Origin of the sequence: Frigoribacterium sp. PhB116 (assembly GCF_004364285.1) — a bacterium.
Taxonomy (GTDB): domain Bacteria; phylum Actinomycetota; class Actinomycetes; order Actinomycetales; family Microbacteriaceae; genus Frigoribacterium.
In genome coordinates, this window is record NZ_SOBE01000002.1 from 1,030,111 (window position 1) to 1,054,682 (window position 24,572).

Below are 24,572 nucleotides of genomic sequence, written 5' to 3' on the forward strand. Positions count from 1 at the left end.
GTTGCGGTCCGGTCCGGTCCGGGTCACGGTGAGGTCGGCACTCCGCCCGCCGCCTACCATGGACTCGTGTCCTTCAGCCTCGCCGACCTGCCCATCCGCGACGACCTCAAGGGGCTGACGCCCTACGGCGCTCCCCAAGAGCGGGTTCCCGTCGCCCTCAACGTCAACGAGAACACCCACCCCGTTCCCGCCGACGTCGCCGCCGACATCCTCGAGGCAGTCGGTGCAGCCCTCGTCGACGTGAACCGTTACCCCGATCGAGAGTTCTCGACCCTCCGTGACTCGTTGGCGGGCTACCTCGGACACGGCCTCAGTCGCGATCACATCTGGGCGGCGAACGGTTCGAACGAAGTCATCCAGCAGATCCTGCAGGCCTTCGGCGGCCCGGGCCGGTCCGTGCTGGGGTTCTCGCCCACCTACTCGATGCACTCGATCATCGCGGCGGGCACCGGCAGCACCTGGCTCGAGGGCGCCCGCGACGAGGGCTTCACGATCACGCCTGAGACGGCGGTCGCCGAGATCGAGCGTCTCCGGCCCGACGTCGTCTTCTTCTGCGGCCCGAACAACCCCACGGGCACACCGCTCGACCTCGACACGGTCCGGGCCGCCTACGACGCGACCGACGGCATGGTCTTCGTCGACGAGGCCTACGCCGAGTTCATGCCGACCGGCCAGCCCACGGCGCTCACCCTGCTCGAGGGCCGGGAGCGCCTCGTCGTCTCGCGCACCATGAGCAAGGCCTTCGCCTTCGCCGGTGCCCGGGTCGGCTACATGGCGGCCCACCCTGCCGTCGTCGACGCCCTCCGTCTGGTCCGGCTGCCGTACCACCTCTCGTCCCTCACGCAGGCGGCGGCCGTGGCAGCCCTCGCGCACGCCGACGAGATGCTCGCGATGGTCGACGACATCAAGGCGCAGCGCGACCGCATCGTCCGCGTGCTGACCGAGCTCGGCTACAGCCCGTGGCCGACCTGGTCGAACTTCGTCCTGTTCGGCGGCGTCGACGACCCGGCCGACGTCTTCCGTCGCCTCCTCGCCCGCGGTGTCATCGTCCGCGACCTCGGCATCGAGGGGCACCTCCGGGTGAGTGCCGGCACCGAGGCCGAGACGACCGCGTTCCTCGACGCGCTGCGCGACATTAGGCTCTCCTCGTGACCGATCAGCCTCGCGCCCGCACCGCCTCCTCGTCCCGCGAGACGAGCGAGTCGCGCATCCAGCTGTCCCTCGACCTCGACGGGACCGGTCGCTCGTCGGTCGACACGTCCGTGCCGTTCTTCGACCACCTCCTGACGGCCCTCTCGAAGCACTCGCTCATCGACCTCGACGTGTCGGCGGCGGGTGACACGCACATCGACGTCCACCACACGGTAGAAGACGTCGGCATCGTGCTCGGCGGCGCGATCAAGGAGGCGCTGGGCGACAAGGCCGGCATCTCCCGCTACGGAGACGCGCTCGTGCCCCTCGACGAGGCGCTCGTCCAGGCCGTCGTCGACGTCTCGGGCCGCCCGTACCTCGTCCACACCGGCGAGCCCGAGGGCTTCGAGTACCACCTCATCGGCGGCCACTTCACCGGCTCGATGGTGCGCCACGTCTTCGAGGCGATCACGTTCCACGCCGGCATCACCGTCCACGTGCGCGTGCTCGGCGGCCGCGACCCGCACCACATCGCCGAGGCGGAGTTCAAGGCCTTCGCCCGGGCCCTGCGCCAGGCCGTCCAGCCCGACGCCCGGGTGACCGGGGTGCCGTCCACGAAGGGCGCCCTGTGACGGTCCGTCCCACGGTGGCCGTCCTCGACTACGGCAGCGGCAACGTGCACTCGGCGGTCAAGGCCCTCGAGCTCGCGGGGGCCGACGTCGAGCTCACGCGCGACCGCGCCAGGGTGCAGGCGGCCGACGGGCTCTTCGTCCCCGGCGTCGGTGCGTTCGGCGCCGTGATGAGCCAGCTGCAGTCGGTCCGCGGGGGCGAGATGATCGACCGTCGACTCGCTGGTGGTCGCCCTGTGATGGGCATCTGCGTCGGCATGCAGGTCTTCTTCGAGGGTGGGGTCGAGCGCGGTGCGACGACCGGCGGCCTGGGCGAGTGGCCCGGCGTCGTCGACGAGCTGAAGGCGGACGTGCTGCCGCACATGGGCTGGAACCTGGTCGACGCCCCCGAGGGCAGCGTCCTCTTCGAGGGGGTGCGCGACGAGCGCTTCTACTTCGTGCACTCGTTCGCGGCTCAGGCCTGGACCCTCGACGTGATCCGCCCGTTCCCCGAGCCCCACGTCACGTGGGCCGACCACGGCGGGCGCTTCGTCGCGGCCGTCGAGAACGGTCCGCTCTGGGCCACGCAGTTCCACCCCGAGAAGTCGGGGCAGCCGGGCATCAGGCTGCTCTCGAACTGGCTCGGGACACTCTGAACCCCCTCTGATCCGACCGCGATCCCCGGCCCCGTCGGCGACAGCACGCGGCACGCCCGCGAGAGAGACACCATGAGCGACTTCTGCACGACCCCTGGCCTCACCCTGTTCCCCGCCGTCGACGTCGCGGGCGGGCAGGCCGTCCGCCTGACGCAGGGCGAGGCCGGCACCGAGACGGGCTACGGCGACCCCGTGGCGGCGGCCGACGACTGGAAGTCGCAGGGGGCCGAGTGGCTGCACCTCGTCGACCTCGACGCGGCGTTCGGTCGGGGCGACAACCGGTCGATCATCAAGAAGGTCATCAAGCAGGTCAAGGGCATCGACGTCGAGCTCAGCGGCGGCATCCGCGACGACCGCTCGCTCGACGACGCGCTGAGCACCGGCGTCAAGCGCATCAACCTGGGCACCGCCGCGCTCGAGAACCCCGAGTGGGCCGCCCACGTCATCGCCGAGTACGGCGAGGCCGTGGCGGTGGGCCTCGACGTGCGCGGCACGACCCTGGCCGCGCGCGGCTGGACGGAGGACGGCGGCGACCTCTGGACGGTGCTCGCTCGCCTCGAGGACGCAGGGTGCGCCCGCTACGTCGTCACCGACGTGACGAAGGACGGCACCCTGACCGGCCCGAACACGGATCTCCTCCGGCAGGTCATGGAGCGCACCGACCGTCCGGTCATCGCCTCGGGCGGCATCTCGAGCCTCGACGACATCGCGGCCCTCCGCGAGCTCGTCCCCCTCGGCCTCGAGGGGGCCATCGTCGGCAAGGCGCTCTACTCGGGCGCCTTCACCCTCGCCGCCGCGCTCGACGTCGCGTCGGTGTCGTGACTGCGGACCGCGGACCCACGCACGCGGCAGACAGCGCCGGGCGGCCCTTCGCCGGTCGTACCTTCGAGCACCACGACACGGCCCACGCGGGCGACGACGGCTCGGCCGACCCTCGCCTCCTCGAGGCCCTGGTCCGCTTCGGCGCGGGCGGGCTGCCCGAGCACGAGGTCGTCGACGCCCTGCGCCCCGCGCGTCTGCTGATCCCGCTCGTCGCGGTCGCGGGGGAGGAAGGGCTCGACGACCTCGGTCGCCGCGTCGACAAGACGCAGGAGCTGTCCATCGTCACGGTGGCCGGCCCTGACGGACGCGCGGTGCTGCCGGCGTTCACGAGCGTCGAGGCCCTCAGTCGGTGGGACGCCGCGGCGCGTCCGGTCCCCGTCGACGCGCGGCGGGTCGCGCTGGCGGCCGTCGCCGAGTCGACCGAGCACCTCGTGCTCGACCCGGGCTCGCCCACCGAGTTCGGCGTCCGGCGACCTGCGCTCTGGGCCGTCGCCCAGGACCTTCCCTGGGTGCCCGCCCACGCGGACGAGGCGGTCCTGCAGGCGTTCCTCGCCGCGTCGACCGACGAGGAGGCGCTGGTCGGGCTGGCGATCTCGCCCGGCTACCGGGGCGCCCGGCTGGGCACTCCCGAGATCGTGGTCCGGCTCGCCGTGCGTGCCGGCCTCGACCAGGGGCAGCTGGGGGAGCTGCTGCAGCGCCTCCAGGCGTCGTGGCAGGCCGATTCGCTCATCCTGGACCGCGTCGACAGCATGTCCGTCAGCGTCGTCCCCGCCTGAGGCAGGTCAGATCGACGGTCGGATGATCGGGTCAGCTCAGCTGGCCACGGTTCAGGTGACCGGGCCGGTGAGCTTCTCGCCGGGGCCCTTGCCGACGGCGTCGGGGATGGAACTGGCCTCGCGGAAGGCGAGCTGCAGTGAGCGGAGGCCGTCGCGCAGCGCGCGGGCGTGCTGGTCGCCGATCTCCGGCGCGCTGGCCACGACGAGGCCGGCGAGCGACGAGATGAGCTTGCGCGCCTCGTCGAGGTCGGTCTGCGCCGCGGGGTCGTCGGCGAGGCCGACCTTCACGGCCGCCGCGCTCATCAGGTGCACGGCGACGGTGTTGATGACCTCGACCGCGTTGACGTCGGCGATGTCGCGGACGGCGTCGGACGGGTGCTCCACCGGGATGCCGACGGGGGCGTCGTCGGGGCGGTCGGCGGGGTGGGTGTGCGGGGTGTGGCTCACGTGCTGATCCTCTGCTAGGCTTCTCCAGGCTCGCAGCGTCTGCTGCGTGCGAAAGTGGAGATTCTCCCACCCGCGCTTGACCGTCACACGAGGTTACCGGGTTGTTGGCACCCCGTTCGATCTGCACCACCCCGAAGAGCGATCCTCGGGGCAGAGCAGGCCGAACAGCCAGGGTGCAGTGCACCGCCGTCGACAGACGGTGCGCGTCGCGAGAGCGACCGGTGTGCGAACCTCCTCTTTCCCTGCAGGCCCTCCGGGTCGGCAGGTGACGAAGCGACGACAGAGGAGTTCCGCATCAGCGATCCCCGTACGAACGACCGTATCCGCGTCCCCGAGGTCCGCCTCGTGGGGCCTGCAGGTGAGCAGATCGGCGTCGTTCCCATCGCCATGGCGCTGCGTCTCGCCGCAGAGGCCGAACTCGACCTGGTCGAGGTGGCCCCCAACTCGAAGCCTCCCGTGGCCAAGATCATGGATCACGGAAAGTTCAAGTACGAGGCTGCGCAGAAGGCGAAAGAGGCTCGGCGCAATCAGGCGAACACCATCCTCAAAGAGGTCCGGTTCCGTCTGAAGATCGACAAGCACGACTACGAGACCAAGCGCAAGCGCGCCGAGGGCTTCCTCGAGGGCGGCGACAAGGTCAAGGCCATGATCCTGTTCCGCGGTCGCGAGCAGTCGCGTCCCGACCAGGGCGTGCGTCTGCTCCAGCGCTTCGCGGAGGACGTGTCCGAGCTGGGCAGTGTCGAGTCCACCCCCACCATCGACGGCCGCAACATGGTCATGGTGATCGGGCCCCACAAGAACAAGTCCGAGGCGAAGGCCGAGGCCGAAGCTCGCAAGGCGGCGAACAAGCCCCCGAAGCACCCCACGTCCGACAAGGCGGCGGCCGATGCACCGGCCGAGCCGACAGAAGAGAGCAAGTAACACATGCCCAAGCAGAAGACCCACTCCGGTGCCAAGAAGCGTTTCAAGGTCACCGGTTCCGGCAAGATCATGAAGCAGCAGGCCGGCATGCGCCACAACCTCGAGGTGAAGAGCGCCAGCCGCAAGGCTCGCCTCAACCAGGACCAGCTGTTGGCCCCGGCCGACGCCAAGGTCGCCAAGAAGCTTCTCGGTCACTGACCGCTGACACGAACGTAGAGGAACAAGAAAATGGCAAGAGTCAAGAGAGCGGTCAACGCCGCCAAGAAGCGTCGCGTCATCCTCGAGCGCGCCGAGGGCTACCGCGGTCAGCGTTCGCGCCTGTACCGCAAGGCCAAGGAGCAGGTCACCCACTCCCTCGTCTACTCGTACCGTGACCGCCGTGCGCGCAAGGGCGAGTTCCGCCGCCTGTGGATCCAGCGCATCAACGCTGCGTCGCGTCAGAACGGCCTGACCTACAACCGCCTCATCCAGGGCCTGTCCCTGGCCGGCATCGAGGTCGACCGTCGCATCCTCGCCGAGCTGGCCGTGCACGAGCCCGCCACCTTCGCGTCGATCGTCGCGACGGCGAAGGCCGCGCTGCCTGCCGACACCTCGGCCCCCAAGGTCACGGCTGCCGCGTAGTCACGACGGCGTCAGCACCACCTCCGGAGGGCCCGGACAGCACCAGCTGTCCGGGCCCTCCGTCGTTCCCCGGGCCGGGTGCGGCATAGTTGTCGCGTGCGCACCCCTCTGATCGACAACCCCCGTTCGCCACGAGTCCGGGCGGTGGCGAAGCTGTCCAAGCGGGACGCCCGTACCGAGACGGGGCTGTTCCTGCTGGAGGGGCCGCAGGCGGTGTCCGAGGCCCTCGCGTTCCGTCCCGAGCTGGTCCTCGAGCTCTACGTCACCCCGACCGCGCTCGAGCGGCACCCCGGGCTGGCCGACGCGGCCGGCGAGGCGGGCCTCGAGGCCGAGTTCGTCACGGAGGCCGTGCTCGACGCGATGGCCGACACCGTGACCCCGCAGGGCGTCGTGGCCGTCTGCCGCCAGTTCCCGACGTCGGTCAAGGACATCTTCGCCGAGGGCGACGACGGCGGGCCGAAGCTCATCGCCATCCTCGAGGAGGTGCGCGACCCGGGCAACGCCGGCACGATCATCCGTGCCGCCGACGCGGCCGGGGCCGACGCCGTCGTGATGACCGGTCGCAGCGTCGACCTCTACAACCCGAAGGTCGTCCGGGCCACGACCGGCTCCCTCTTCCACGTGCCCGTCGCCGTCGGCATCGACCTCGCGAGCGTCGTGGCGCGCTGCGCCGAGGCCGGCATCCAGGTGATCGCCGCCGACGTCAAGGGCGACGACCTGCTGCAGGCGCGGCGCGACGGCGTCCTCGACGCGCCGACGGCCTGGCTCTTCGGGAACGAGGCGCGCGGGCTCACCGACGACGACCTCGCGCGGGCCGACCGCGCCGTCGTGGTGCCCATCTACGGGCACGCCGAGTCGATGAACCTGGCGACCGCCGCCTCCGTCTGCCTCTACGAGAGCGCCTTCGCCCACCGCTCGTAGGTCGACCGGACGGCTCGTTTCGGTTGCGTTACGAATCAGCTGTGAGTTTGACCCCCTTCCGGGCGTCTGTTTGTGTGGACCCATGGAACCCCTCGTCGTGGTCGACCACGTCAACAAGCACTTCGGTCAGCTGCACGTCCTCAAGGACGTCACGACCACGGTCGGGCGTGGCGAGGTCGTCGTGGTGATCGGCCCGAGCGGCTCGGGCAAGTCGACTCTCTGTCGGGCGATCAACCGCCTCGAGACGATCGACGACGGCGTCATCTCGATCGACGGCACTCAGCTGCCCGACGAGGGCGCCGCGCTGGCGAAGCTGCGTGCCGACGTCGGCATGGTGTTCCAGAGCTTCAACCTCTTCGCCCACAAGACGGTGCTCGAGAACGTCACCCTCGGCCAGATCAAGGTGCGAGGCCGCTCCAAGGCCGAGGCCGAGAAGCGCGCCATGGAGCTCCTCGACCGCGTCGGCGTCGGCGACCAGGCGTCGAAGATGCCCTCGCAGCTCTCGGGCGGCCAGCAGCAGCGCGTCGCCATCGCCCGTGCCCTCGCGATGGACCCGAAGGTGATGCTCCTCGACGAGCCCACGAGCGCGCTCGACCCCGAGATGATCACCGAGGTGCTCGACGTCATGGTGCAGCTCGCGAAGGACGGCATGACCATGGTCGTCGTCACCCACGAGATGGGCTTCGCCCGCAAGGCCGCCGACCGCGTCGTGTTCATGGCCGAGGGCCAGATCGTCGAGGAGTCGACGCCCGAGGAGTTCTTCACGGCGCCGAAGTCCGACCGCGCGCGCGACTTCCTGTCGAAGATCCTCACGCACTGAGCCCGGGCGCCTCGCTCGCGACGCTCCTCCTCGTGCCCCCGTCCCGGCTGCCCGCCCGGACGAGGAGGCGCCCCCAGACTCCCGGACGTCGACCGTCGGCCGGGTCACCCAGCAAGGAGAACGACATGCGACTCAGCAAGGGATTCGTCGCCGTAGCCGCAGCGGCCGTGACGGTGCTCGGCCTCTCGGCCTGCACGGACTCGGCCGCCCCCGAGAGCTCGGTCGACGTCGAGGAGGTCGCGGACTTCCAGGACGGCACCACGATGGCTCGTCTGGCCGAGGCCGGCGAGATCACCATCGGCACCAAGTTCGACCAGCCGCTCTTCGGCCTGGACGACGGCTCGGGCACGCCCCAGGGCTTCGACGCCGAGATCGGCAAGCTCGTCGCCGCCAAGCTGGGCATCCCCGCCAGCGGCATCACGTGGGTCGAGACGGTCTCCGCCAACCGCGAGCCGTTCATCCAGAACGGCGACGTCGACCTCGTCATCGCCACCTACACGATCAACGACGCCCGTAAAGAGGTCGTCTCGTTCGCCGGGCCGTACTACCAGGCCGGCCAGGACCTGCTGGTGCTCGAGGGCAACCCCGACGGCATCGAGAGCGTCGACGACCTCGCGGGCAAGAAGGTCTGCACCGTCAGCGGCTCGACCAGCGAGGCGAACATCGCCGAGTACGTCAGCGCGCCGACCGACATCATCGCGACCGACACCTACTCGAACTGCCTTGAGCCGCTCCGCACGGGCGCGGTCCAGGCCGTGACGACCGACAACGTCATCCTGGCCGGCCTCGCCGACCAGAACGAGGGCGAGTTCGAGGTCGTCGGAGCGCCGTTCACCGAGGAGCCCTACGGCATCGGCCTCGCGCTGGACGACACCGACTTCCGCATGTTCGTCAACGACACGCTGCAGGACGCCGAGGACGACGGCACCTGGGACGAGCTGTGGGAGGCGACGGCCGGCAAAGTGCTCGAGACCCCCGAGCCCCCGGCGATCGACCGCTACTAGCGACACCGGCGGGCACCGTGTCGCGACCTGCGCACGGTGCCCGCCACCGCCTCCTGCCCGTGTGGGCAGCCGCCCTGACCTGAGGACACCCTTGTGAACCCCCTGGACGTCATCCCCGGCTTCGACGCCGTGATCGACAACTGGCCCCGATTCTGGGGCGGCTTCGTCACGACGCTGCAGCTCCTCGTCTTGTCGGGCGTCGGCGCGATCGTCATCGGCTTCGTCGTGGCCGCCATGCGGATCTCGCCCGTGGGCTCGTTCCGGGTCTTCGCGACGGTCTACACCGAGGCGATCCGCAACGTCCCGCTGACGCTCGTCCTCTTCTTCTGCGCCTTCGTGCTCCCGTACCTCGGCGTCGGGATCGGCTACTTCCCGCTCGCGGTGATCGGCCTGACGCTGTACACCTCGCCCTTCGTGGCCGAGGCCGTCCGCTCCGGCGTGAACGGCGTCCCGGTGGGGCAGGCCGAGGCCGCCCGCAGCATCGGCCTCGGCTTCGGCCAGACCCTGACGCTCGTGATCATGCCGCAGGCCATCCGCATGGTCATCCCGCCCCTGATCAACGTGATCATCGCCCTGACGAAGAACACCTCGGTCGCGGGCGGGTTCTTCGTCGCCGAGCTGTTCGCCGCGGGGCGCTTCATCGCGAACTCCCGCGGCGACGCGGTCATCACGACGCTGCTGTCGGTGGCCGTGTTCTACCTGGTCGTCACCATCACCCTGGGTCGCGTCGCGGCCCTCGTCGAGAAGAAGGTCGCGGTCCTGCGATGAGCACGAACGTCCTCTACGACGCCCCGGGCCCGAAGTCCCGCCGCACCTCGCGCATCATCTCGGTGGTGGGCGTGGTCCTGGTGCTCGCGCTCGTCGCCTACGTCGCGTACCTGCTGGGCCGCCCGCGTGTCAGCGCCAACGGCGCCGTCACCGCCAGCGTGCTCGACCCCTCGCGCTGGGACATCCTGCTCGACCGCAACCTCTGGCGGAACATCGGCCGCGGCTGGCTGGCGACGGTCCAGGCAGCCGCCGTCGCGTCCGTGCTCGCGGTCGCCATCGGAGTGCTGTTCTCGTTCCTCCGCACCGCACGGACCGCCTGGGTCCGGGTGCCGACCACGGTCGTCCTCGAGTTCTTCCGCGGCATGCCCGTGCTGCTGATGATGCTCTTCATCCTGCTGGTCTTCTCGACGGGCGCCTTCTGGGCCGTGGTGGCAGCTCTCGCGGTCTACAACGGCGCCCTCATCGGCGAGGCCCTGCGCTCGGGCATCGCCGCTCTGCCGCGGGGCCAGCGCGAGGCGGGGCTCGCCATCGGCCTGTCGCCGGTGCAGACGCGCTTCGCGATCGAGTTCCCGCAGGCGTTCCGCCAGATGCTGCCGATCATCCTGGCGCAGCTGGTCGTCCTCCTGAAGGACACCTCGCTCGGCTACATCGTCGGCTACGTCGAGCTCACCCGGCAGGGGCTGAACCGGCTCGGCACGTCCTACGGCAGCACCTACACGTTCACCCTGTTCGCCGTGGTCCTCGTGGTCTACCTGATCACGAACCTCGTTTTCTCGTACGTGGTGCGCGTCGTCGACCGGCGCACCGGCCGCCGCGGCGTCGTCCGGACGAAGGGCGGGGGAGGCGGTCTCGGCGGCCCCGGTCTGCTCGCCCGCGCCGGCCGCCCGAACATCCCCGCGACGACCGGCGCGGCCGGCGGAGGCGGCGGCGGCGGTCGCTGACCTGCCGCACCACCGCACCGACCGCTCCTCCCCGGATCCGCGATCCGCGCCTCCTCGTCCCCAGGGCACGAGGAGGCGCGGGTCGTCACCCCAACGATCGCTAAGCTTGGTTCTCGTGTCAGACTCCGTCCCCATCTCCGAAGAGGCCGTCTCGGCCGCGGTCGACGCGGCCCTCGCCGCCGTCGCGACCGCCGCCTCCGTCGCCGAGCTCAAGGCGGCCCGTGCCCAGCACGCCGGCGAGGCGTCGGTCCTGGCCCGCATGAACGCCGGTCTCCGCGACCTGCCGAACGACCAGAAGGCCGCGGCTGGCAAGCTCGTCGGTGGCGCCCGCGGCCGTGTCGGCCAGGCGGTGGCCGCTCGTGAGGCCCAGCTCGCCGAGCTCGAAGAATCCCAGCGCCTCGTCGACGAGGCCGTCGACGTCACGGCGCTGCCCACGCGGCGCCGGGCCGGCGCGCGGCACCCGCTCGCCCTCCTGCAGGAAGAGATGCTCGACCTGTTCGTCGGCATGGGCTGGGAGGTCAGCGAAGGGCCCGAGCTCGAGCACGAGTGGTTCAACTTCGACGCGCTGAACTTCGACGCCGACCACCCGGCGCGCGCCATGCAAGATACGTTCTTCGTCGACCCGGTCGACGCGCACCTCGTGCTGCGCACGCACACGTCCCCGGTGCAGATCCGCACGCTCCTCGCGAAGGAGCTGCCCGTCTACAACGTCGCCACCGGTCGCGTCTTCAGGACCGACGAGCTCGACGCGACGCACACACCCGTCTTCACGCAGATCGAGGGCATCGCGATCGACCGCGGCCTCACGATGGCGCACCTGCGCGGCACGCTCGAGCACCTGGCGCGCTCGATGTTCGGGCCGGGCGCGCAGATCCGGCTCCGGCCCAACTACTTCCCCTTCACCGAGCCGAGTGCCGAGATGGACGTCTGGCAGCCGAACGCCAAGGGCGGCGCGCGCTGGGTCGAGTGGGGCGGCTGCGGCATGGTCAACCCGAACGTCCTCCGGGCCGCGGGCATCGACCCCGAGGTGCACCAGGGCTTCGCCTTCGGCATGGGCATCGAGCGGACCCTCCAGTTCCGCAACGACCTCAACGACATGCGCGACATGGTCGAGGGCGACGTCAGGTTCAGCGAGCAGTTCGGGATGGTGGTCTGATGCGGGTTCCGCTGAGTTGGCTCGGCGAGCACGTCGACCTCCCCGTCGACGTGTCGCTCGAGCACGTGCACGCCGCGCTGGTGTCGGTCGGCTTCGAAGAAGAAGACGTCCACGTCGGCGACGTGACGGGCCCCCTCGTCGTGGGCCAGGTGCTCGAGCTGCAGCCCGAGCCGCAGAAGAACGGCAAGACCATCAACTGGTGCCAGGTCGCCGTCGGCCCCGACGACGTCCGAGGCATCGTCTGCGGCGCCCACAACTTCGTCGTGGGCGACAAGGTCGTCGTGTCCCTGCCGGGCGCCGTGCTGCCCGGGCCGTTCCCGATCGCCGCGCGCAAGACCTACGGCCACGTGTCCGACGGCATGATCGCGTCGACCCGTGAGCTCGGCCTCGGCGACGAGCACGACGGCATCCTCCTGCTCAGCTCGCTCGGTCTCGACCCCGAGGTCGGCACGGACGCGATCGCGCTCCTCGGGCTCGACGAGGCCGCCGTCGAGATCAACGTCACGCCCGACCGCGGCTACGCGCTCAGCATGCGCGGCGTGGCTCGCGAGTACTCCCACGCGACGGGCGCCTCCTTCACCGACCCGGCCGGCACGGTCGAGCCTGCGGCGGCGGACGGCTTCGCCGTGAGCGTCGTCGACGACGCCCCCGTGCGCGGCCGCCAGGCCGTGGCCACCTTCGTCACCCGTGTGGTCCGCGGCATCGACGCCTCGCGGCCCACGCCGACCTGGATGTCGTCCCGCCTGCGCCTCGCAGGCGTCCGCTCGATCTCGCTGCCGGTCGACGTCACGAACTACGTGATGCTCGAGCTCGGCCAGCCGATCCACGGCTACGACCTCGCCGCGGTCCAGGGCGGGCTGACGGTCCGCCGTGCCGCGGCGGGCGAGGAGCTCGAGACCCTCGACGGCACCGTGCGTGCCCTCCACATGGAGGACCTGGTCATTGCGGACGAGCAGGGTGCCGTGGGCCTGGCCGGCGTCATGGGCGGTTCGCGCACCGAGATGGGCGCGGCCACCACCGACGTGCTCGTCGAGGCCGCCACGTTCGACCCGGTCTCGATCGCACGGACCGCTCGCCGGCACAAGCTGCCGAGCGAGGCGTCCCGTCGCTTCGAGCGCGGCGTCGACCCTGCCGTGTCCGCCCCCGCGGCACAGCGGGTCGTCGACCTGCTCGTCGAGCTGGCGGGCGGCACGGCCGACCCGCTCGGCTCCTCCCTCGACGAGTCCCTCGCGCCCGGGGCGATCGAGCTGTCGCGCGAGCGCGCCGCCCGCCTCATGGGCGTCGACTACACGACCGACGAGGTCGTGGGCGCCCTGCGCGCCGTCGGTTCCGTCGTCGTCGAGTCGGGCGACGGCTGGCAGGTGACCCCGCCGACGTGGCGGAGCGATCTCCGCACGTCGGCCGACCTCGTCGAAGAAGTCGCCCGGATCACCGGGTACGACCGCATCCCGTCCGTGCTGCCCGTGGCGCCTCCCGGGCGTGGCCTGTCCCGCGAGCAGAAGCTCCGCCGCCGGGTCGCGGCGTCGCTGGCCGCCGCGGGATCGGTCGAGGTCCAGGCCTACCCCTTCGTCCGTCCCGACCAGAACGCCGCCTTCGGCTCGATCGACGGTTCGGACACCGGCTCGACGGTCCCTGCCGTCACGCTCGCGAACCCGCTCGACTCCGCAGCACCCCAGCTGCGTCGCTCCCTGCTCCCCGGCCTGCTCGACGTCGTCCGCCGGAACACCTCCCGTGGGCTGGTCGACGTCTCGGTCTTCGAGAGCGGCACGGTCTTCCTGCCGGTCGAGGGCACGACCTACGGCACCGCCGAGGTGCCCGCCGGTGCCCAGCGCCCCGGTGACGAGCTCCTCGACCAGCTGGCCGCCAGTCTTCCCGCCCAGCCGCGGCACCTGGCCGTGGCCGTCGTCGGCGACGCGGTCGACCGCCAGCCGGGCCAGCCGGCCGTCGCCGCCGGCCTGGCCGACGTGCTCGACGACCTCCGGGTCGCCGTCCGCGCCGCCGGGGCCGAGGCCGTGTTCCGCACGGGCCGGCACCCGTCGCTGCACCCCGGGCGCACGGCCGAGGTCCTCGTCGCAGGCGAGGTCGTCGGCGTGGCCGGCGAGCTGCTGCCCGCGGTGTCGGCCGAGCTCGACCTGCCGCGCGTCGTCGCGGTCGCAGAGATCGACCTCGACCGTGTCCTCGCGCTGTCCGACGTCCCCGTCCAGCCGACGGCGATCTCGTCCTACCCGGCCGCGACGCAGGACCTCTCGCTCGTCGTGGGCGTCGACGTCGCTGCGGGAGACCTGCTCGAGACCGTCCGCGAGGGCGCCGGCGAGCTGCTCGAGTCCGTGCGGCTCGTCGACGACTACCGGGGCACCGGCCTGCCGGAGGCGACCAAGTCGTTGACGTTCGCGCTGCGGTTCCGCGCCGACGACCGCACGCTGACGGCCGCCGAGGCGACCGAGGCCAAGCAGGGGGCCGTCCGCCTCGCCGGCGAGCGATCAGGGGCGACGCTCCGCGAGTGACCTCGCGAGGCGCCGCCGCCCTCGATCCTCGACCGACTCGACCATCAGGATGGACACATGCCTCACTCCGTAGCAGTAGCGGGCGCCAGCGGGTACGCCGGCGGCGAGCTCCTCCGGCTCCTCGCCGCGCACCCCGACTTCGAGGTCACGACCGTCACGGCGTTCCAGAACGCCGGGCAGCCCCTCGTCGCCCTGCAGCCCCACCTGCGCTCCCTCGCGCACCTCACGCTCGTCGAGACGACGGCCGAGACCCTCGCCGGGCACGACGTCGTCTTCCTCGCCCTCCCGCACGGCAAGTCCGGTGCCATCGCGGCGCAGCTGCCCGACGACGTCCTCGTCGTCGACTGCGGGGCCGACCACCGTCTCACCGACGAGGCCGCCTGGGCCCGGTTCTACGGCACCGAGTACCACGGAGCGTGGGCGTACGGACTGCCCGAGCTCCTGCTCGGCGCGTCCGGCGGGCGTCAGCGCGATGCCCTGCGCGGGGCACGCCGCATCGCGGTGCCCGGCTGCAACGTCACGGCCGTGACCCTCGGCCTCGCGCCGGGAGTCCGTGCCGGGCTGGTCGAGGCGACCGACATCGTCTCGGTCCTGGCGGTCGGCCCGTCGGGAGCCGGCAAGGCGCTCGCGCCGCACCTCCTCGCCAGCGAGCTGATGGGCTCCGCCTCGGCCTACGGCGTCGGCGGCACGCACCGCCACGTGCCCGAGATCCAGCAGAACCTCCGGCTCGCCGGCGCGCAAGACGTCAGGATCTCGTTCACCCCCGTGCTCGTCCCGATGTCGCGGGGCATCCTGGCGACCACGACGGCGACGCTCGCCCCCGGGGTCGGCGCCCACGACGTCCGCACCGCGTGGGAGCAGGCCTACGCGGACGAGCCCTTCGTCCACGTCCTGCCCGAGGGCGTCTTCCCCCGGACGGCCGACACGGTCGGGGCGAACACGGCCCTCCTCGGCCTCGCCGTCGACGAGGCCGCCGAGCGCGTCGTCGTCGTCAGCGCCATCGACAACCTCGTCAAGGGCACGGCCGGCGCGGCCGTCCAGTCCGCCAACATCGCCCTCGGCCTCCTCGAGACCACGGGCCTCAGCACGGACGGAGTGGCACCGTGAGCGTCACCGCAGCACAGGGCTTCACCGCCGCCGGCGTCGTCGCCGGCCTCAAGAGCACCGGGGCACGCGACGTCGCCCTGGTCGTCAACACCGGCCGCAGCAAGGCCGCCGCGGCCGTCTTCACCAGCAACCGCGCCAAGGCCCACCCCGTCCTCTGGTCGCAGCAGGTGGTGGGCGACGGCGTCGCGGAGGCGGTCGTCCTGAACTCGGGAGGCGCCAACTGCTTCACCGGCCCGTTCGGCTTCCAGACCACGCACGCCACGGCCGAGGCCGTCGCCGAGTCGCTCGGCGTCTCGGCGGGCGACGTCGTCGTGTGCTCCACCGGCCTGATCGGCGTCGGCGACCAGGTCTTCCGCGACAAGGTGCTCTCCGGGTCCCGCGCTGCGGCGACCCAGCTGAGCGCCGAGGGCGGCGAGGACGCCGCCCTCGCGATCATGACGACCGACAGCGTGCCGAAGCAGGCCGTCGTCGCCGGTGACGGCTGGGTGGTCGGCGGCATGGCCAAGGGCGCGGGCATGCTCGCGCCGGGCCTGGCGACCATGCTCGTCGTCCTGACGACCGACGCCGACCTCCCGGCGGAGACGCTCGACGCCTCGCTCCGCGCGGCCACGCGGGTCACCTTCGACCGCCTCGACTCCGACGGCTGCATGTCGACCAACGACACGGTCGTCCTCCTGTCGAGTGCCGAGTCCGGCGTGGCACCGTCGGCGGACGAGTTCACGACGGCGGTCACCGAGCTCTGCGCCGACCTGGCTCGCCAGCTGCAGGCGGACGCCGAGGGCGCCTCCCACGACATCCGCATCGAGGTGGTCGGTGCCGTCGACGAGGACGACGCGGTCGAGGTGGGCCGCTCCGTCGCCCGGAACAGCCTCTTCAAGGCCGCCGTGTTCGGCAACGACCCCAACTGGGGCCGCGTGCTCGCCGCCATCGGCACCACGTCGGCCGCCTTCGACCCCTACGACGTCGACGTGTCGATGAACGGCGTCCGGGTCTGCCACGCGGGAGCGCCCGACGTCCCGAGCGAGACCGTCGACCTCACCCCGCGGGCTGTCCACGTGCTGGTCGACCTGCGCGCCGGCGACGCCGAGGCGACGATCCTCACGAACGACCTCACGCACGACTACGTGCACGAGAACAGCGCGTACTCCAGCTGATGGGCGCACACGAGGTGACCCACAGCGCCGAGCAGGAGCTCGCGGCCGTCAAGGCCGCGACCCTGATCGAGTCGCTGCCCTGGCTCAAGCGCTTCTCCGGCAAGGTCGTGGTCGTGAAGTTCGGCGGGAACGCGATGGTCGACGAGGCGCTCGGCCGTGCCTTCGCCGAGGACATGGTCTACCTGCGGCTGGCCGGCCTGTACCCGGTGGTCGTCCACGGAGGCGGTCCGCAGATCTCCGCGGCCCTCGCGACCGCGGGCATCCCGAGCGACTTCCGCGGCGGGTACCGCTACACGAGCACCGAGGCCATCGCCGTCGTCCGTGACGTCCTGGCCGGTGACGTCGCGCAGCAGATCGTCGGGCTCGTCAACGAGCACGGCGACCTGGCCCGCAGCGTGTCCGGCGAGGGATCGACGCTGTTCCGCGGTCGTCGCCGCGGCACCGTCGTCGACGGCGAGGCCGTCGACCTCGGGCACGTGGGCGACGTCGTCGACGTCGACCCGTCGTCGGTGCTCGCCGAGATCGAGGCAGGACGCATCCCGGTCGTGTCGTCGCTCGCCGTCGACGAGGGCGACGAGGGGTCGCTGCTGAACGTGAACGCCGACGCCGCGGCCGCCGCGCTCGCCGTGGCGCTCCGGGCGACCAAGCTCGTCGTGCTCACCGACGTCTCGGGCCTCTACTCCGACTGGCCGAACCGTGACTCGCTGGTCGCCGCCATCACCGTGTCGGCGCTCACCGACATGCTCCCGACGCTCGAGTCGGGCATGATCCCCAAGATGACGGCTTGCCTCGACGCGGTCGTCGGCGGCGTCGGGGGAGCGACCATCATCGACGGCCGCATCCCGCACTCCATCCTCCTCGAGGTCTTCACCCAGCGCGGGTCGGGCACCGAGGTCGTCCCCGACGACAGGGCCGCCGCCTACGGCGCACCCGTCGTCGACTCGTTCCCGATCACCCCGGTCGGCGACGTCAGCACCCCGCAGGAAGGACAGTCGTGACCACCACCCAGACCCCAGCCGGACACGACGAGCGCCGCGACTGGCAGAGCCGGTTCGGCGACGCGTTCATGCGCTCGCTGGCCACCCCGAAGGTGATGCTCGAGCGCGGCGAGGGCTGCGCTGTGTGGGACGTCGACGGCAAGCGCTACCTCGACTTCCTCGCCGGCATCGCCGTCAACGCCCTCGGCCACGCGCACCCCGTGCTCGTCGAGGCGATCGCCCGACAGGCCGGCGCGCTCGTCCACGTCTCGAACTACTTCGCGACCGAGCCTCAGCTGGCCCTGGCCGAGCGCCTCCTCCGCATCAGCGGCGCGGGCGACCAGGGTCGCGTCTACTTCGCGAACAGCGGTGCCGAGGCCAACGAGGCCGCGTTCAAGCTGGCACGGCTCAACCGCGGCGACGGACGCCGCACGCGGATCCTCGCCCTGCAGAACTCGTTCCACGGGCGCACCATGGGCGCACTCGCCCTCACCGGCAAGCCCGCGCTCCGCGGTCCCTTCGAGCCGATGGTGGCGGGCGTCGAGCACATCGACACGACGCTCGAGGCGCTCGAGGCCGCGATGGGCGACGACGTCGCGGCTCTCTTCGTCGAGCCGATCAAGGGCGAGGCCGGCGTGCTCGACCTCCCCGTCGGGTTCCTCGAGAGGGCCCGTGAGCTGACCCGCGAGCACGGAGCGCTCCTCGTCCTCGACGAGATCCAGACGGGCATCGGCCGCACCGGCTCCTGGTTCGCCTTTCAGCAGTTCGACGTCGTGCCCGACGCGATCACGGTCGCCAAGGGTATCGCCGGGGGAGTGCCCATCGGCGCGCTCGTCACCTTCGGCGCCGCCTCCGACCTGTTCGAGGCCGGCCAGCACGGCAGCACGTTCGGCGGGAACCCGCTGGCCACGGCTGCTGCAGACGCGGTCCTCGGCGAGATCGAGCGTGCCGGCCTCGTCGAGGCCGCCGTGGTCCGAGGCGCCCAGATCCGTGCCGCCGTCGAGGCGATGGACTCGCCGCTCGTCGCCGGCGTCCGCGGGCAGGGCCTGCTGATCGGCATCGGCCTGACCCAGCCGATCGCCGCCGAGATCTCGGCGCGGTGCCTCGAGGCAGGCCTGATCGTGAACGCCCCCAACGACTCCAGCATCCGTCTCGCTCCTCCGCTCATCGTGGGCGACGCCGAGATCGCCGAGTTCTCCGCCCTCTTCTCCCGCGTCCTGAAAGGTCTCGAATGACCCGCCACTTCCTCCGCGACGACGACCTCAGCCCCGCTGAGCAGCTCGAGGTCCTCGACCTCGCCGACGCCCTCAAGCGCGACCGCTGGTCGCAGCGACCCCTCGAGGGCCCGCAGACGGTCGCCGTGATCTTCGACAAGTCGTCCACCCGCACCCGGGTCTCGTTCGCGGTCGGCATCGCCGACCTCGGCGGCAGCCCGCTCGTGATAGCGACCGCGAACAGCCAGCTGGGCGGCAAGGAGACGCCGTCCGACACCGCACGCGTCCTCGAGCGCATGGTCGCGGCGATCGTCTGGCGCACCTACGCCCAGTCCGGCCTGGAGGAGATGGCGGCCGGCACGACCGTCCCGGTCGTCAACGCGCTGAGCGACGACTTCCACCCCTGCCAGCTGCTGGCCGACCTGCAGACCATCCGCGAGGTGAAGGGCACGCTCGCGGGCCTCTCCGTCGCCTTCGTCGGCGACGGCCGGAGCAACATGGGCCAGTCGTACCTGCTGGCCGGCGCCACCGCCGGCATGCACGTCCGCATCGGCTCGCCGGCGGGCTTCCAGCCCGAGCAGCACGTCGTCGACGACGCGGCCGCGATCGCCGCGACGACCGGCGGATCCGTCCAGGTCGTCGACGACGCCGCGGCCGCGGTCGCGGGCGTCGACGTCGTCGTCACCGACACCTGGGTCTCCATGGGCAAGGAGGACGAGAAGGACGAGCGCGTCGCCGTCTTCGGCGGCTTCAAGGTCGACCAGGCGCTCATGGCGCAGGCGGCCGACGACGCGATCTTCCTGCACTGCCTCCCCGCCGACCGCGGGTACGAGGTCGACGCCGACGTCATCGACGGCCCGACCAGCGTCATCTGGGATGAAGCGGAGAACCGCGTCCACGCCCAGAAGGCGCTCCTCACCTGGCTGCTCTCGCACTGAGGCAGCAGCGGCGAGCCAGCAGCACCGAGCTCGCAGCACCGGCCGCCCGGCCACGAGGCCGGGCGGCCTCCCGATAAGATCACCCACACACCACACTCAAGGAGAACCATGGCGGAACGCGTCGTCCTCGCATACTCCGGAGGTCTCGACACCTCCGTCGGCATCGGCTGGCTCGCTGACGCGACCGGCAAGGAGGTGGTCGCCCTCGCCGTCGACGTCGGACAGGGCGGCGAGGACATGGACGACATCCGTCAGCGTGCCCTCGACTGCGGTGCCGTCGAGTCGGTCGTCGTCGACGCCAAGGAGGAGTTCGGGCGCGACTACCTGATGCCCGCCCTCAAGGCCAACGCGATGTACCAGAAGACCTACCCGCTGGTCTCGGCCCTCAGCCGCCCGCTGATCGCGCGCCACCTCGCCCGTGTCGCGAAGGAGCTCGGCGCCGACAGCGTCGCGCACGGCTGCACCGGCAAGGGCAACGACCAGGTCCGTTTCGAGGCGGCCGTGGCCGCGCTCGCGCCCGACCTGACGAGCATCGCGCCCGTCCGCGACCTCGCCCTCACCCGCGACAAGGCGATCATCTACGCCGAGCAGCACTCGCTGCCGATCCGCCAGAGCGCGGCGAACCCCTACTCGATCGACAAGAACGTCTGGGGCCGCGCGGTCGAGACGGGCTTCCTCGAGGACCCGTGGAACCCGCCGATCGAAGACCTGTACGAGTACACGCAGGATCCTTCGGTCATCAAGGACGCCGACGAGGTCGTCATCACCTTCCAGGCCGGCGTGCCCACCGCGATCGACGGCGTCTCGTACACGCCGCTCGGCATCGTGCAGAAGATGAACGAGCTCGCGGGCGCGCACGGCGTCGGCCGCATCGACGTCGTCGAAGACCGTCTCGTCGGCATCAAGAGCCGCGAGGTCTACGAGGCTCCGGGTGCCGTGGCGCTGATCCAGGCGCACGAGGCGCTCGAGGCGCTCACGATCGAGCGCGACCTCGGTCGCTACAAGCGCGGCGTCGAGGCCGAGTGGTCCAACCTCGTCTACGACGGCCTGTGGTTCTCGGGCCTGAAGCGCTCGCTCGACGTCTTCATCGACGACACGCAGAAGTACGTCTCGGGCGAGATCCGCCTCAAGCTGCAGGGTGGCCGCGCGGTCGTCACCGGCCAGCGGAGCGACCAGAGCCTGTACGACTTCGACCTCGCGACCTACGACACGGGCGACACGTTCGACCAGTCGCTGTCCAAGGGCTTCATCGAGATCTGGTCGCTGCCGAGCAAGATCTCGGCGCGTCGCGACCTGGCGCAGCAGTAGTGGCCGACGCGACCCCGGGCCAGAACCAGCGGGCGGGGGAGGCGGGCGCCCTGTGGGGAGGCCGCTTCGCCTCCGGCCCCGCCCCCGAGCTCGCTGCCTTGAGCAAGTCGACGCAGTTCGACTGGCAGCTCGCGCCGTACGACATCGCGGGGTCACGGGCGCACGCCCGTGCCCTCGCGGCCGCGGGGTACCTCGACGGCGCTGAGCTCGACGCCATGGTCGCCGCCCTCGACCAGCTCGAGGGCGACGTCGCCGACGGCTCGTTCGTGGCGGCGGAGTCCGACGAGGACGTGCACTCGGCGCTCGAGCGCGGCCTGATCGGCATCGCCGGCGCCGAGCTCGGCGGCAAGCTCCGCGCGGGCCGCAGCCGCAACGACCAGATCGCCACGCTCGTGCGTCTCTACCTGCGTGACCACGGTGCGGCGATCGGCCGTCTCGTGGTCGGGCTCGTCGACGCGATCGCCTCGCAGGCCTCGGCTCATCCCGATGCCGTGATGCCCGGGCGCACGCACCTGCAGCACGCGCAGCCCGTCCTGCTCGCGCACCACCTCCTCGCCCACGCCTGGCCCCTGGTCCGCGACCTCGAGCGCCTGCGCGACTGGTCGCGTCGTGCGTCGGCGTCGCCCTACGGCGCCGGCGCCCTGGCGGGCAGTTCGCTCGGCCTCGACCCGATGCTCGTCGCGACCGAGCTCGGCTTCGAGCGCACCACCGAGAACAGCATCGACGCGACGGCCAGCCGCGACGTCGTGGCCGAGTTCGCCTTCGTGGCGGCCTCGATCGGCATCGACCTGTCGCGCCTCGCCGAGGAAGTGATCCTGTGGTCGACGCGGGAGTTCGGCTTCGTGAAGCTGCACGACTCGTTCTCGACCGGGTCGTCGATCATGCCCCAGAAGAAGAACCCGGACATCGCCGAGCTCGCCCGGGGCAAGTCGGGGCGGCTGATCGGCAACCTCACGGGCCTCCTGGCGACGCTCAAGGGCCTCCCGCTCGCGTACAACCGCGACCTGCAGGAGGACAAGGAGCCGGTGTTCGACTCGGTCACCCAGCTCGAGGTGCTGCTGCCTGCGTTCACGGGCATGATCGCCACGCTCGAGTTCGACGAGGCCCGCATGGCCGAGCTCGCGCCGCAGGGCTTCTCGCTCGCGACGGACGTGGCCGAGTGGCTCGTCCGCCAGGGAGTGACGTTCCGTGACGCCCACGAGATCAGCGGCGAGCTGGTTCGGTTCTGCGAGCAGCACGGGCTGGAGCTCGACGAGCCGACCGACGCGCAGTACGCCGAGGTGTCGTCGCACCTCACCCCCGAGATCCGTGCGGTCCTGACCGTGCGCGGCTCGATCGGCAGCAGGCAGGGCGTCGGCGGGACGGCTCCCGAGCGCGTCGCCGAGCAGCTGGCCGAGCTGACCGAGCGCGTCGCGCACCTGGTCCGCGACCTCGACCCGGTCTCGGCGTGACCGAGCCGCGTCGACCGCGGACCCCGCGTGCCTGGCTGCTGCCCGCGGTCGTCGCGGTGTGCGTCGTCGTCCTCGTCGCGGTCGTCGTGATCGCGACCGCCTCGGGCCAGCGGTTCTTCTGAACGAGGTGGCCCGGCTGCTGACGCGGCCGGCCCTCGAGGTGGGCCCGCTCCTCCTCGGCTCGGTGTTCCGGGTCGGGGAGGTGGCGGTCAGGCTCACCGAGGTCGAGGCGTACCACGGCCAGGGACAGGATCCCGGGTCGCACGCGCACCGCGGGCCGACGCCGCGGAACTCGAGCATGTTCCGCGAGGGCGGGACCCTCTACGTGTACCTGTCCTACGGGATCCACCGGTGCGTCAACATCGTCTGCGGCCCCGAGGGCTACGCCTCGGGGCTGCTGCTCCGCGCGGGCGAGGTCGTCGACGGTCTCGACGTCGCTCGGTCGCGCCGGGCATCCGCCCGGAACGACGCCGAGCTGGCGAAGGGACCCGGGAGGCTCGGGTCGGCACTCGACATCGGTCTCGACGACGACGGCAGCACCCTGGGCACCGGGCGGTTCTCCCTCGAGCTGCCGGCCGGGCCCGTCGGCGAGGTCGTCGCCGGTCCGCGCGTCGGGGTCTCCGGCCGCGCCGGGACCGACGAGTTCCCGTGGCGGTTCACGCTCGCGGGCGAGCCGTCGGTCTCGGCCTGGCGGCCCGCGGTCCGGCGCGGCGGCGGCACGTCCGCACGCTGATACCGTTCTCGGGTGAGCAGCGAAACCACGGCCGACGTCCTCGCCGGCCAGGCCAACGACCCCACGTTCGACGACGTCTGGGACGAGCTGCAGTGGCGCGGCCTGGTCCACGTCTCGACCGACGCCGAGGCGCTGAAGTCCGTGCTCGCCGGCCCGCCGATCACGTACTACTGCGGCTTCGATCCGACCGCGCCGAGCCTGCACCTCGGCAACCTCGTGCAGCTGCTGCTGATGCGTCGCCTCCAGCTGGCCGGACACCGGCCGCTCGGGCTCGTCGGCGGTTCGACCGGCCTGATCGGCGACCCGCGTCCGACGGCCGAGCGCACCCTGAAGACACCCGAGCAGACCGCCGAGTGGGTGACGCGGATCCGCGTGCACGTCGAGAAGTTCCTCGCAGCCGAGGGGGAGAACGGCCTCCGGGTCGTGAACAACCTCGACTGGACGGCGCCCCTGTCGGCGATCGAGTTCCTCCGTGACATCGGCAAGAACTTCCGGGTGGGCACGATGCTCAAGAAGGACGCGGTGAGCGCCCGCCTGAACTCGGACGCCGGCATCAGCTACACCGAGTTCAGCTACCAGATCCTGCAGGGCCTGGACTTCCGTGAGCTCTACCGCCAGCACGAGTGCGTGCTGCAGACGGGGGGCAGCGACCAGTGGGGCAACCTCACCAGCGGCACCGAGCTGATCCGTCGCACCGAGGGAGTCGCGGTGCACGCCATCGGGACCCCGTTGATCACCAACAGCGACGGCACCAAGTTCGGCAAGAGCGAGGGCAACGCCGTCTGGCTCGACCCCGAGCTGACGAGCCCTTACGCGATGTACCAGTTCTGGCTCAACACCGACGATTCCGATGTCGTGTCCCGGCTGCGGGTGTTCACGTTCCTCGACCGAGCGGCGATCGAGTCGCTCGAGCGAGCGGTGGCCGACGAGCCGTTCCGGCGGGAGGCGCAGCGCACGCTCGCGTGGGAGGTCACCCGACTGGTCCACGGCGAGGCCGCCACGCAGTCGGCGATCGACGCGGCCGCCGCTCTCTTCGGCCAGGGCGACCTCGGTGTCCTGGACGAGGACACCCTCCGCAGCGCGGTCGCCGAGCTCCCGTCCGCGGAGGCGGACTGGACCACCACGGTGGCGCAGGCACTGGTGGCCACCGGGTTGTCGGCATCTCTGGGTGCCGCCCGCCGGAGCACCGGCGAGGGCGGGGTCTACCTGAACAACGTCCGCGTGGTCGACGCCGATGCTCCGGTGGGGGAGTCCACCCTGGCCGGCGGCACTGTCGTGCTCCGTCGCGGCAAGAAGACCCTGGCCGGCGTGACGGTCCGCTGACCCGCCCTGCTCCGTGACGACGAAGGCCCGCCCCTCTCAGGGGCGGGCCTTCGTGCATGCGGTGATCGAGAGGCGCGTTTCGCGAGTCCAGTCGCGTCGCTGATCGTGCCCCTGGAGGCCGTGTGCGGCCTTCTGGCGGCCGATCAGGGCCCGCACCCTTGATTTTCCGGGGTTCGACGTTGCGACACGCCCGGGATGCGGCAGGGTTTGGACGATGTGCCTGGTGTGCCTGTAATGTTTCCTCTTGTCACCACGGAGGTGCGGCGGAGCG

General features: G+C 71.5%; 26 protein-coding genes. 25 read left to right on the forward strand and 1 reads right to left on the reverse strand.

Translation table 11 applies throughout. The features are described 5' to 3' along the window. The first annotated feature begins 66 nt into the window (after positions 1–66). The 5 genes from EDF20_RS11275 to EDF20_RS11295 all read left to right on the forward strand — a co-directional run bounded on the left by EDF20_RS11275 (position 67) and on the right by EDF20_RS11295 (position 3,993). Entirely contained in the window at positions 67–1,152 is a 1,086-nt protein-coding gene (locus EDF20_RS11275; protein WP_123548710.1) for a histidinol-phosphate transaminase, read from the forward strand. Beyond that, complete coding sequence (gene hisB / locus EDF20_RS11280) at positions 1,149–1,763, forward strand: imidazoleglycerol-phosphate dehydratase HisB (RefSeq protein ID WP_123548711.1); 615 nt, start codon at positions 1,149–1,151, stop codon at positions 1,761–1,763. The genes EDF20_RS11275 and hisB overlap by 4 nt, the downstream gene beginning before the upstream one ends. After that, positions 1,760–2,395, forward strand: a complete 636-nt coding sequence (hisH, locus tag EDF20_RS11285; RefSeq protein WP_133738687.1) for an imidazole glycerol phosphate synthase subunit HisH — start codon at positions 1,760–1,762, stop codon at positions 2,393–2,395. Before hisB ends, hisH begins: the two co-directional genes overlap by 4 nt. Before the next feature lie 72 nt (positions 2,396–2,467). Further along, positions 2,468–3,217, forward strand: a complete 750-nt coding sequence (gene priA / locus EDF20_RS11290; protein WP_123548713.1) for a bifunctional 1-(5-phosphoribosyl)-5-((5-phosphoribosylamino)methylideneamino)imidazole-4-carboxamide isomerase/phosphoribosylanthranilate isomerase PriA — start codon at positions 2,468–2,470, stop codon at positions 3,215–3,217. Next, positions 3,214–3,993 carry an SseB family protein gene (locus EDF20_RS11295; RefSeq protein WP_133738688.1) on the forward strand — a complete coding sequence of 260 codons (780 nt, stop codon included), beginning with the start codon at positions 3,214–3,216 and terminating at the stop codon, positions 3,991–3,993. The genes priA and EDF20_RS11295 overlap by 4 nt, the downstream gene beginning before the upstream one ends. 51 nt (positions 3,994–4,044) lie before the next feature. Here EDF20_RS11295 and EDF20_RS11300 read toward each other — a convergent pair whose 3' ends face one another. Beyond that, positions 4,045–4,383, reverse strand: a complete 339-nt coding sequence (locus tag EDF20_RS11300; RefSeq protein ID WP_123548743.1) for a DUF1844 domain-containing protein — start codon at positions 4,381–4,383, stop codon at positions 4,045–4,047. A 351-nt stretch (positions 4,384–4,734) separates the two neighbouring features. Here EDF20_RS11300 and infC point away from each other — a divergent pair, with 351 nt between their 5' ends. The 20 genes from infC (at position 4,735) to tyrS (ending at position 24,301) form a co-directional block, all read left to right on the forward strand. Continuing rightward, positions 4,735–5,361 (forward strand): translation initiation factor IF-3, encoded by a 627-nt coding sequence (gene infC, locus EDF20_RS11305; RefSeq protein ID WP_123548744.1) that lies wholly within the window; start codon positions 4,735–4,737, stop codon positions 5,359–5,361. Positions 5,362–5,364: 3 nt separating this feature from the next. Continuing rightward, positions 5,365–5,559 (forward strand): 50S ribosomal protein L35, encoded by a 195-nt coding sequence (rpmI, locus tag EDF20_RS11310; protein ID WP_123548715.1) that lies wholly within the window; start codon positions 5,365–5,367, stop codon positions 5,557–5,559. Between the two features lie 30 nt (positions 5,560–5,589). Further along, positions 5,590–5,982, forward strand: a complete 393-nt coding sequence (rplT, locus tag EDF20_RS11315; RefSeq protein ID WP_123548716.1) for a 50S ribosomal protein L20 — start codon at positions 5,590–5,592, stop codon at positions 5,980–5,982. 108 nt (positions 5,983–6,090) lie between these two features. Further along, positions 6,091–6,903 (forward strand): RNA methyltransferase, encoded by an 813-nt coding sequence (locus EDF20_RS11320; protein ID WP_123548745.1) that lies wholly within the window; start codon positions 6,091–6,093, stop codon positions 6,901–6,903. A gap of 82 nt (positions 6,904–6,985) precedes the next feature. After that, entirely contained in the window at positions 6,986–7,723 is a 738-nt protein-coding gene (locus tag EDF20_RS11325; RefSeq protein ID WP_123548717.1) for an amino acid ABC transporter ATP-binding protein, read from the forward strand. Between the two features lie 125 nt (positions 7,724–7,848). After that, complete coding sequence (locus tag EDF20_RS11330; protein WP_123548718.1) at positions 7,849–8,727, forward strand: glutamate ABC transporter substrate-binding protein; 879 nt, start codon at positions 7,849–7,851, stop codon at positions 8,725–8,727. A 102-nt stretch (positions 8,728–8,829) separates the two neighbouring features. Next, on the forward strand, positions 8,830–9,495 hold the full coding sequence (locus EDF20_RS11335) for an amino acid ABC transporter permease (RefSeq protein ID WP_123548746.1): 666 nt from the start codon (positions 8,830–8,832) through the stop codon (positions 9,493–9,495). Beyond that, positions 9,492–10,436 carry an amino acid ABC transporter permease gene (locus EDF20_RS11340; protein ID WP_123548719.1) on the forward strand — a complete coding sequence of 315 codons (945 nt, stop codon included), beginning with the start codon at positions 9,492–9,494 and terminating at the stop codon, positions 10,434–10,436. The genes EDF20_RS11335 and EDF20_RS11340 overlap by 4 nt, the downstream gene beginning before the upstream one ends. Before the next feature lie 115 nt (positions 10,437–10,551). Further along, positions 10,552–11,592: a phenylalanine--tRNA ligase subunit alpha gene (gene pheS, locus EDF20_RS11345; RefSeq protein ID WP_123548720.1), complete on the forward strand. Its 1,041-nt coding sequence runs from the start codon at positions 10,552–10,554 to the stop codon at positions 11,590–11,592. Beyond that, a complete protein-coding gene (gene pheT, locus EDF20_RS11350) occupies positions 11,592–14,096 on the forward strand; it encodes a phenylalanine--tRNA ligase subunit beta (protein ID WP_133738689.1) in 2,505 nt (834 codons plus the stop codon). The genes pheS and pheT overlap by 1 nt, the downstream gene beginning before the upstream one ends. 57 nt (positions 14,097–14,153) lie before the next feature. Next, positions 14,154–15,203 (forward strand): N-acetyl-gamma-glutamyl-phosphate reductase, encoded by a 1,050-nt coding sequence (gene argC / locus EDF20_RS11355; RefSeq protein ID WP_133738690.1) that lies wholly within the window; start codon positions 14,154–14,156, stop codon positions 15,201–15,203. Beyond that, a complete protein-coding gene (argJ, locus tag EDF20_RS11360) occupies positions 15,200–16,357 on the forward strand; it encodes a bifunctional glutamate N-acetyltransferase/amino-acid acetyltransferase ArgJ (RefSeq protein ID WP_123548723.1) in 1,158 nt (385 codons plus the stop codon). Before argC ends, argJ begins: the two co-directional genes overlap by 4 nt. Next, a complete protein-coding gene (gene argB, locus EDF20_RS11365) occupies positions 16,357–17,355 on the forward strand; it encodes an acetylglutamate kinase (protein ID WP_123548724.1) in 999 nt (332 codons plus the stop codon). The genes argJ and argB overlap by 1 nt, the downstream gene beginning before the upstream one ends. After that, positions 17,352–18,569, forward strand: a complete 1,218-nt coding sequence (locus EDF20_RS11370) for an acetylornithine transaminase (protein WP_279586174.1) — start codon at positions 17,352–17,354, stop codon at positions 18,567–18,569. Before argB ends, EDF20_RS11370 begins: the two co-directional genes overlap by 4 nt. After that, positions 18,566–19,486, forward strand: coding sequence for an ornithine carbamoyltransferase (gene argF, locus EDF20_RS11375; protein ID WP_133738691.1), 921 nt, complete (start codon positions 18,566–18,568; stop codon positions 19,484–19,486). Before EDF20_RS11370 ends, argF begins: the two co-directional genes overlap by 4 nt. 108 nt (positions 19,487–19,594) lie before the next feature. Then, on the forward strand, positions 19,595–20,794 hold the full coding sequence (locus EDF20_RS11380) for an argininosuccinate synthase (protein ID WP_133738692.1): 1,200 nt from the start codon (positions 19,595–19,597) through the stop codon (positions 20,792–20,794). Continuing rightward, positions 20,794–22,245: an argininosuccinate lyase gene (argH, locus tag EDF20_RS11385; protein ID WP_123548727.1), complete on the forward strand. Its 1,452-nt coding sequence runs from the start codon at positions 20,794–20,796 to the stop codon at positions 22,243–22,245. The genes EDF20_RS11380 and argH overlap by 1 nt, the downstream gene beginning before the upstream one ends. Next, on the forward strand, positions 22,242–22,367 hold the full coding sequence (locus tag EDF20_RS16150; RefSeq protein ID WP_255416206.1) for a hypothetical protein: 126 nt from the start codon (positions 22,242–22,244) through the stop codon (positions 22,365–22,367). Before argH ends, EDF20_RS16150 begins: the two co-directional genes overlap by 4 nt. 5 nt (positions 22,368–22,372) lie before the next feature. Beyond that, positions 22,373–22,978, forward strand: a complete 606-nt coding sequence (locus EDF20_RS11390) for a DNA-3-methyladenine glycosylase (protein WP_123548728.1) — start codon at positions 22,373–22,375, stop codon at positions 22,976–22,978. Between the two features lie 12 nt (positions 22,979–22,990). Next, entirely contained in the window at positions 22,991–24,301 is a 1,311-nt protein-coding gene (gene tyrS, locus EDF20_RS11395; RefSeq protein ID WP_133738693.1) for a tyrosine--tRNA ligase, read from the forward strand. Positions 24,302–24,572 lie beyond the last annotated feature (271 nt).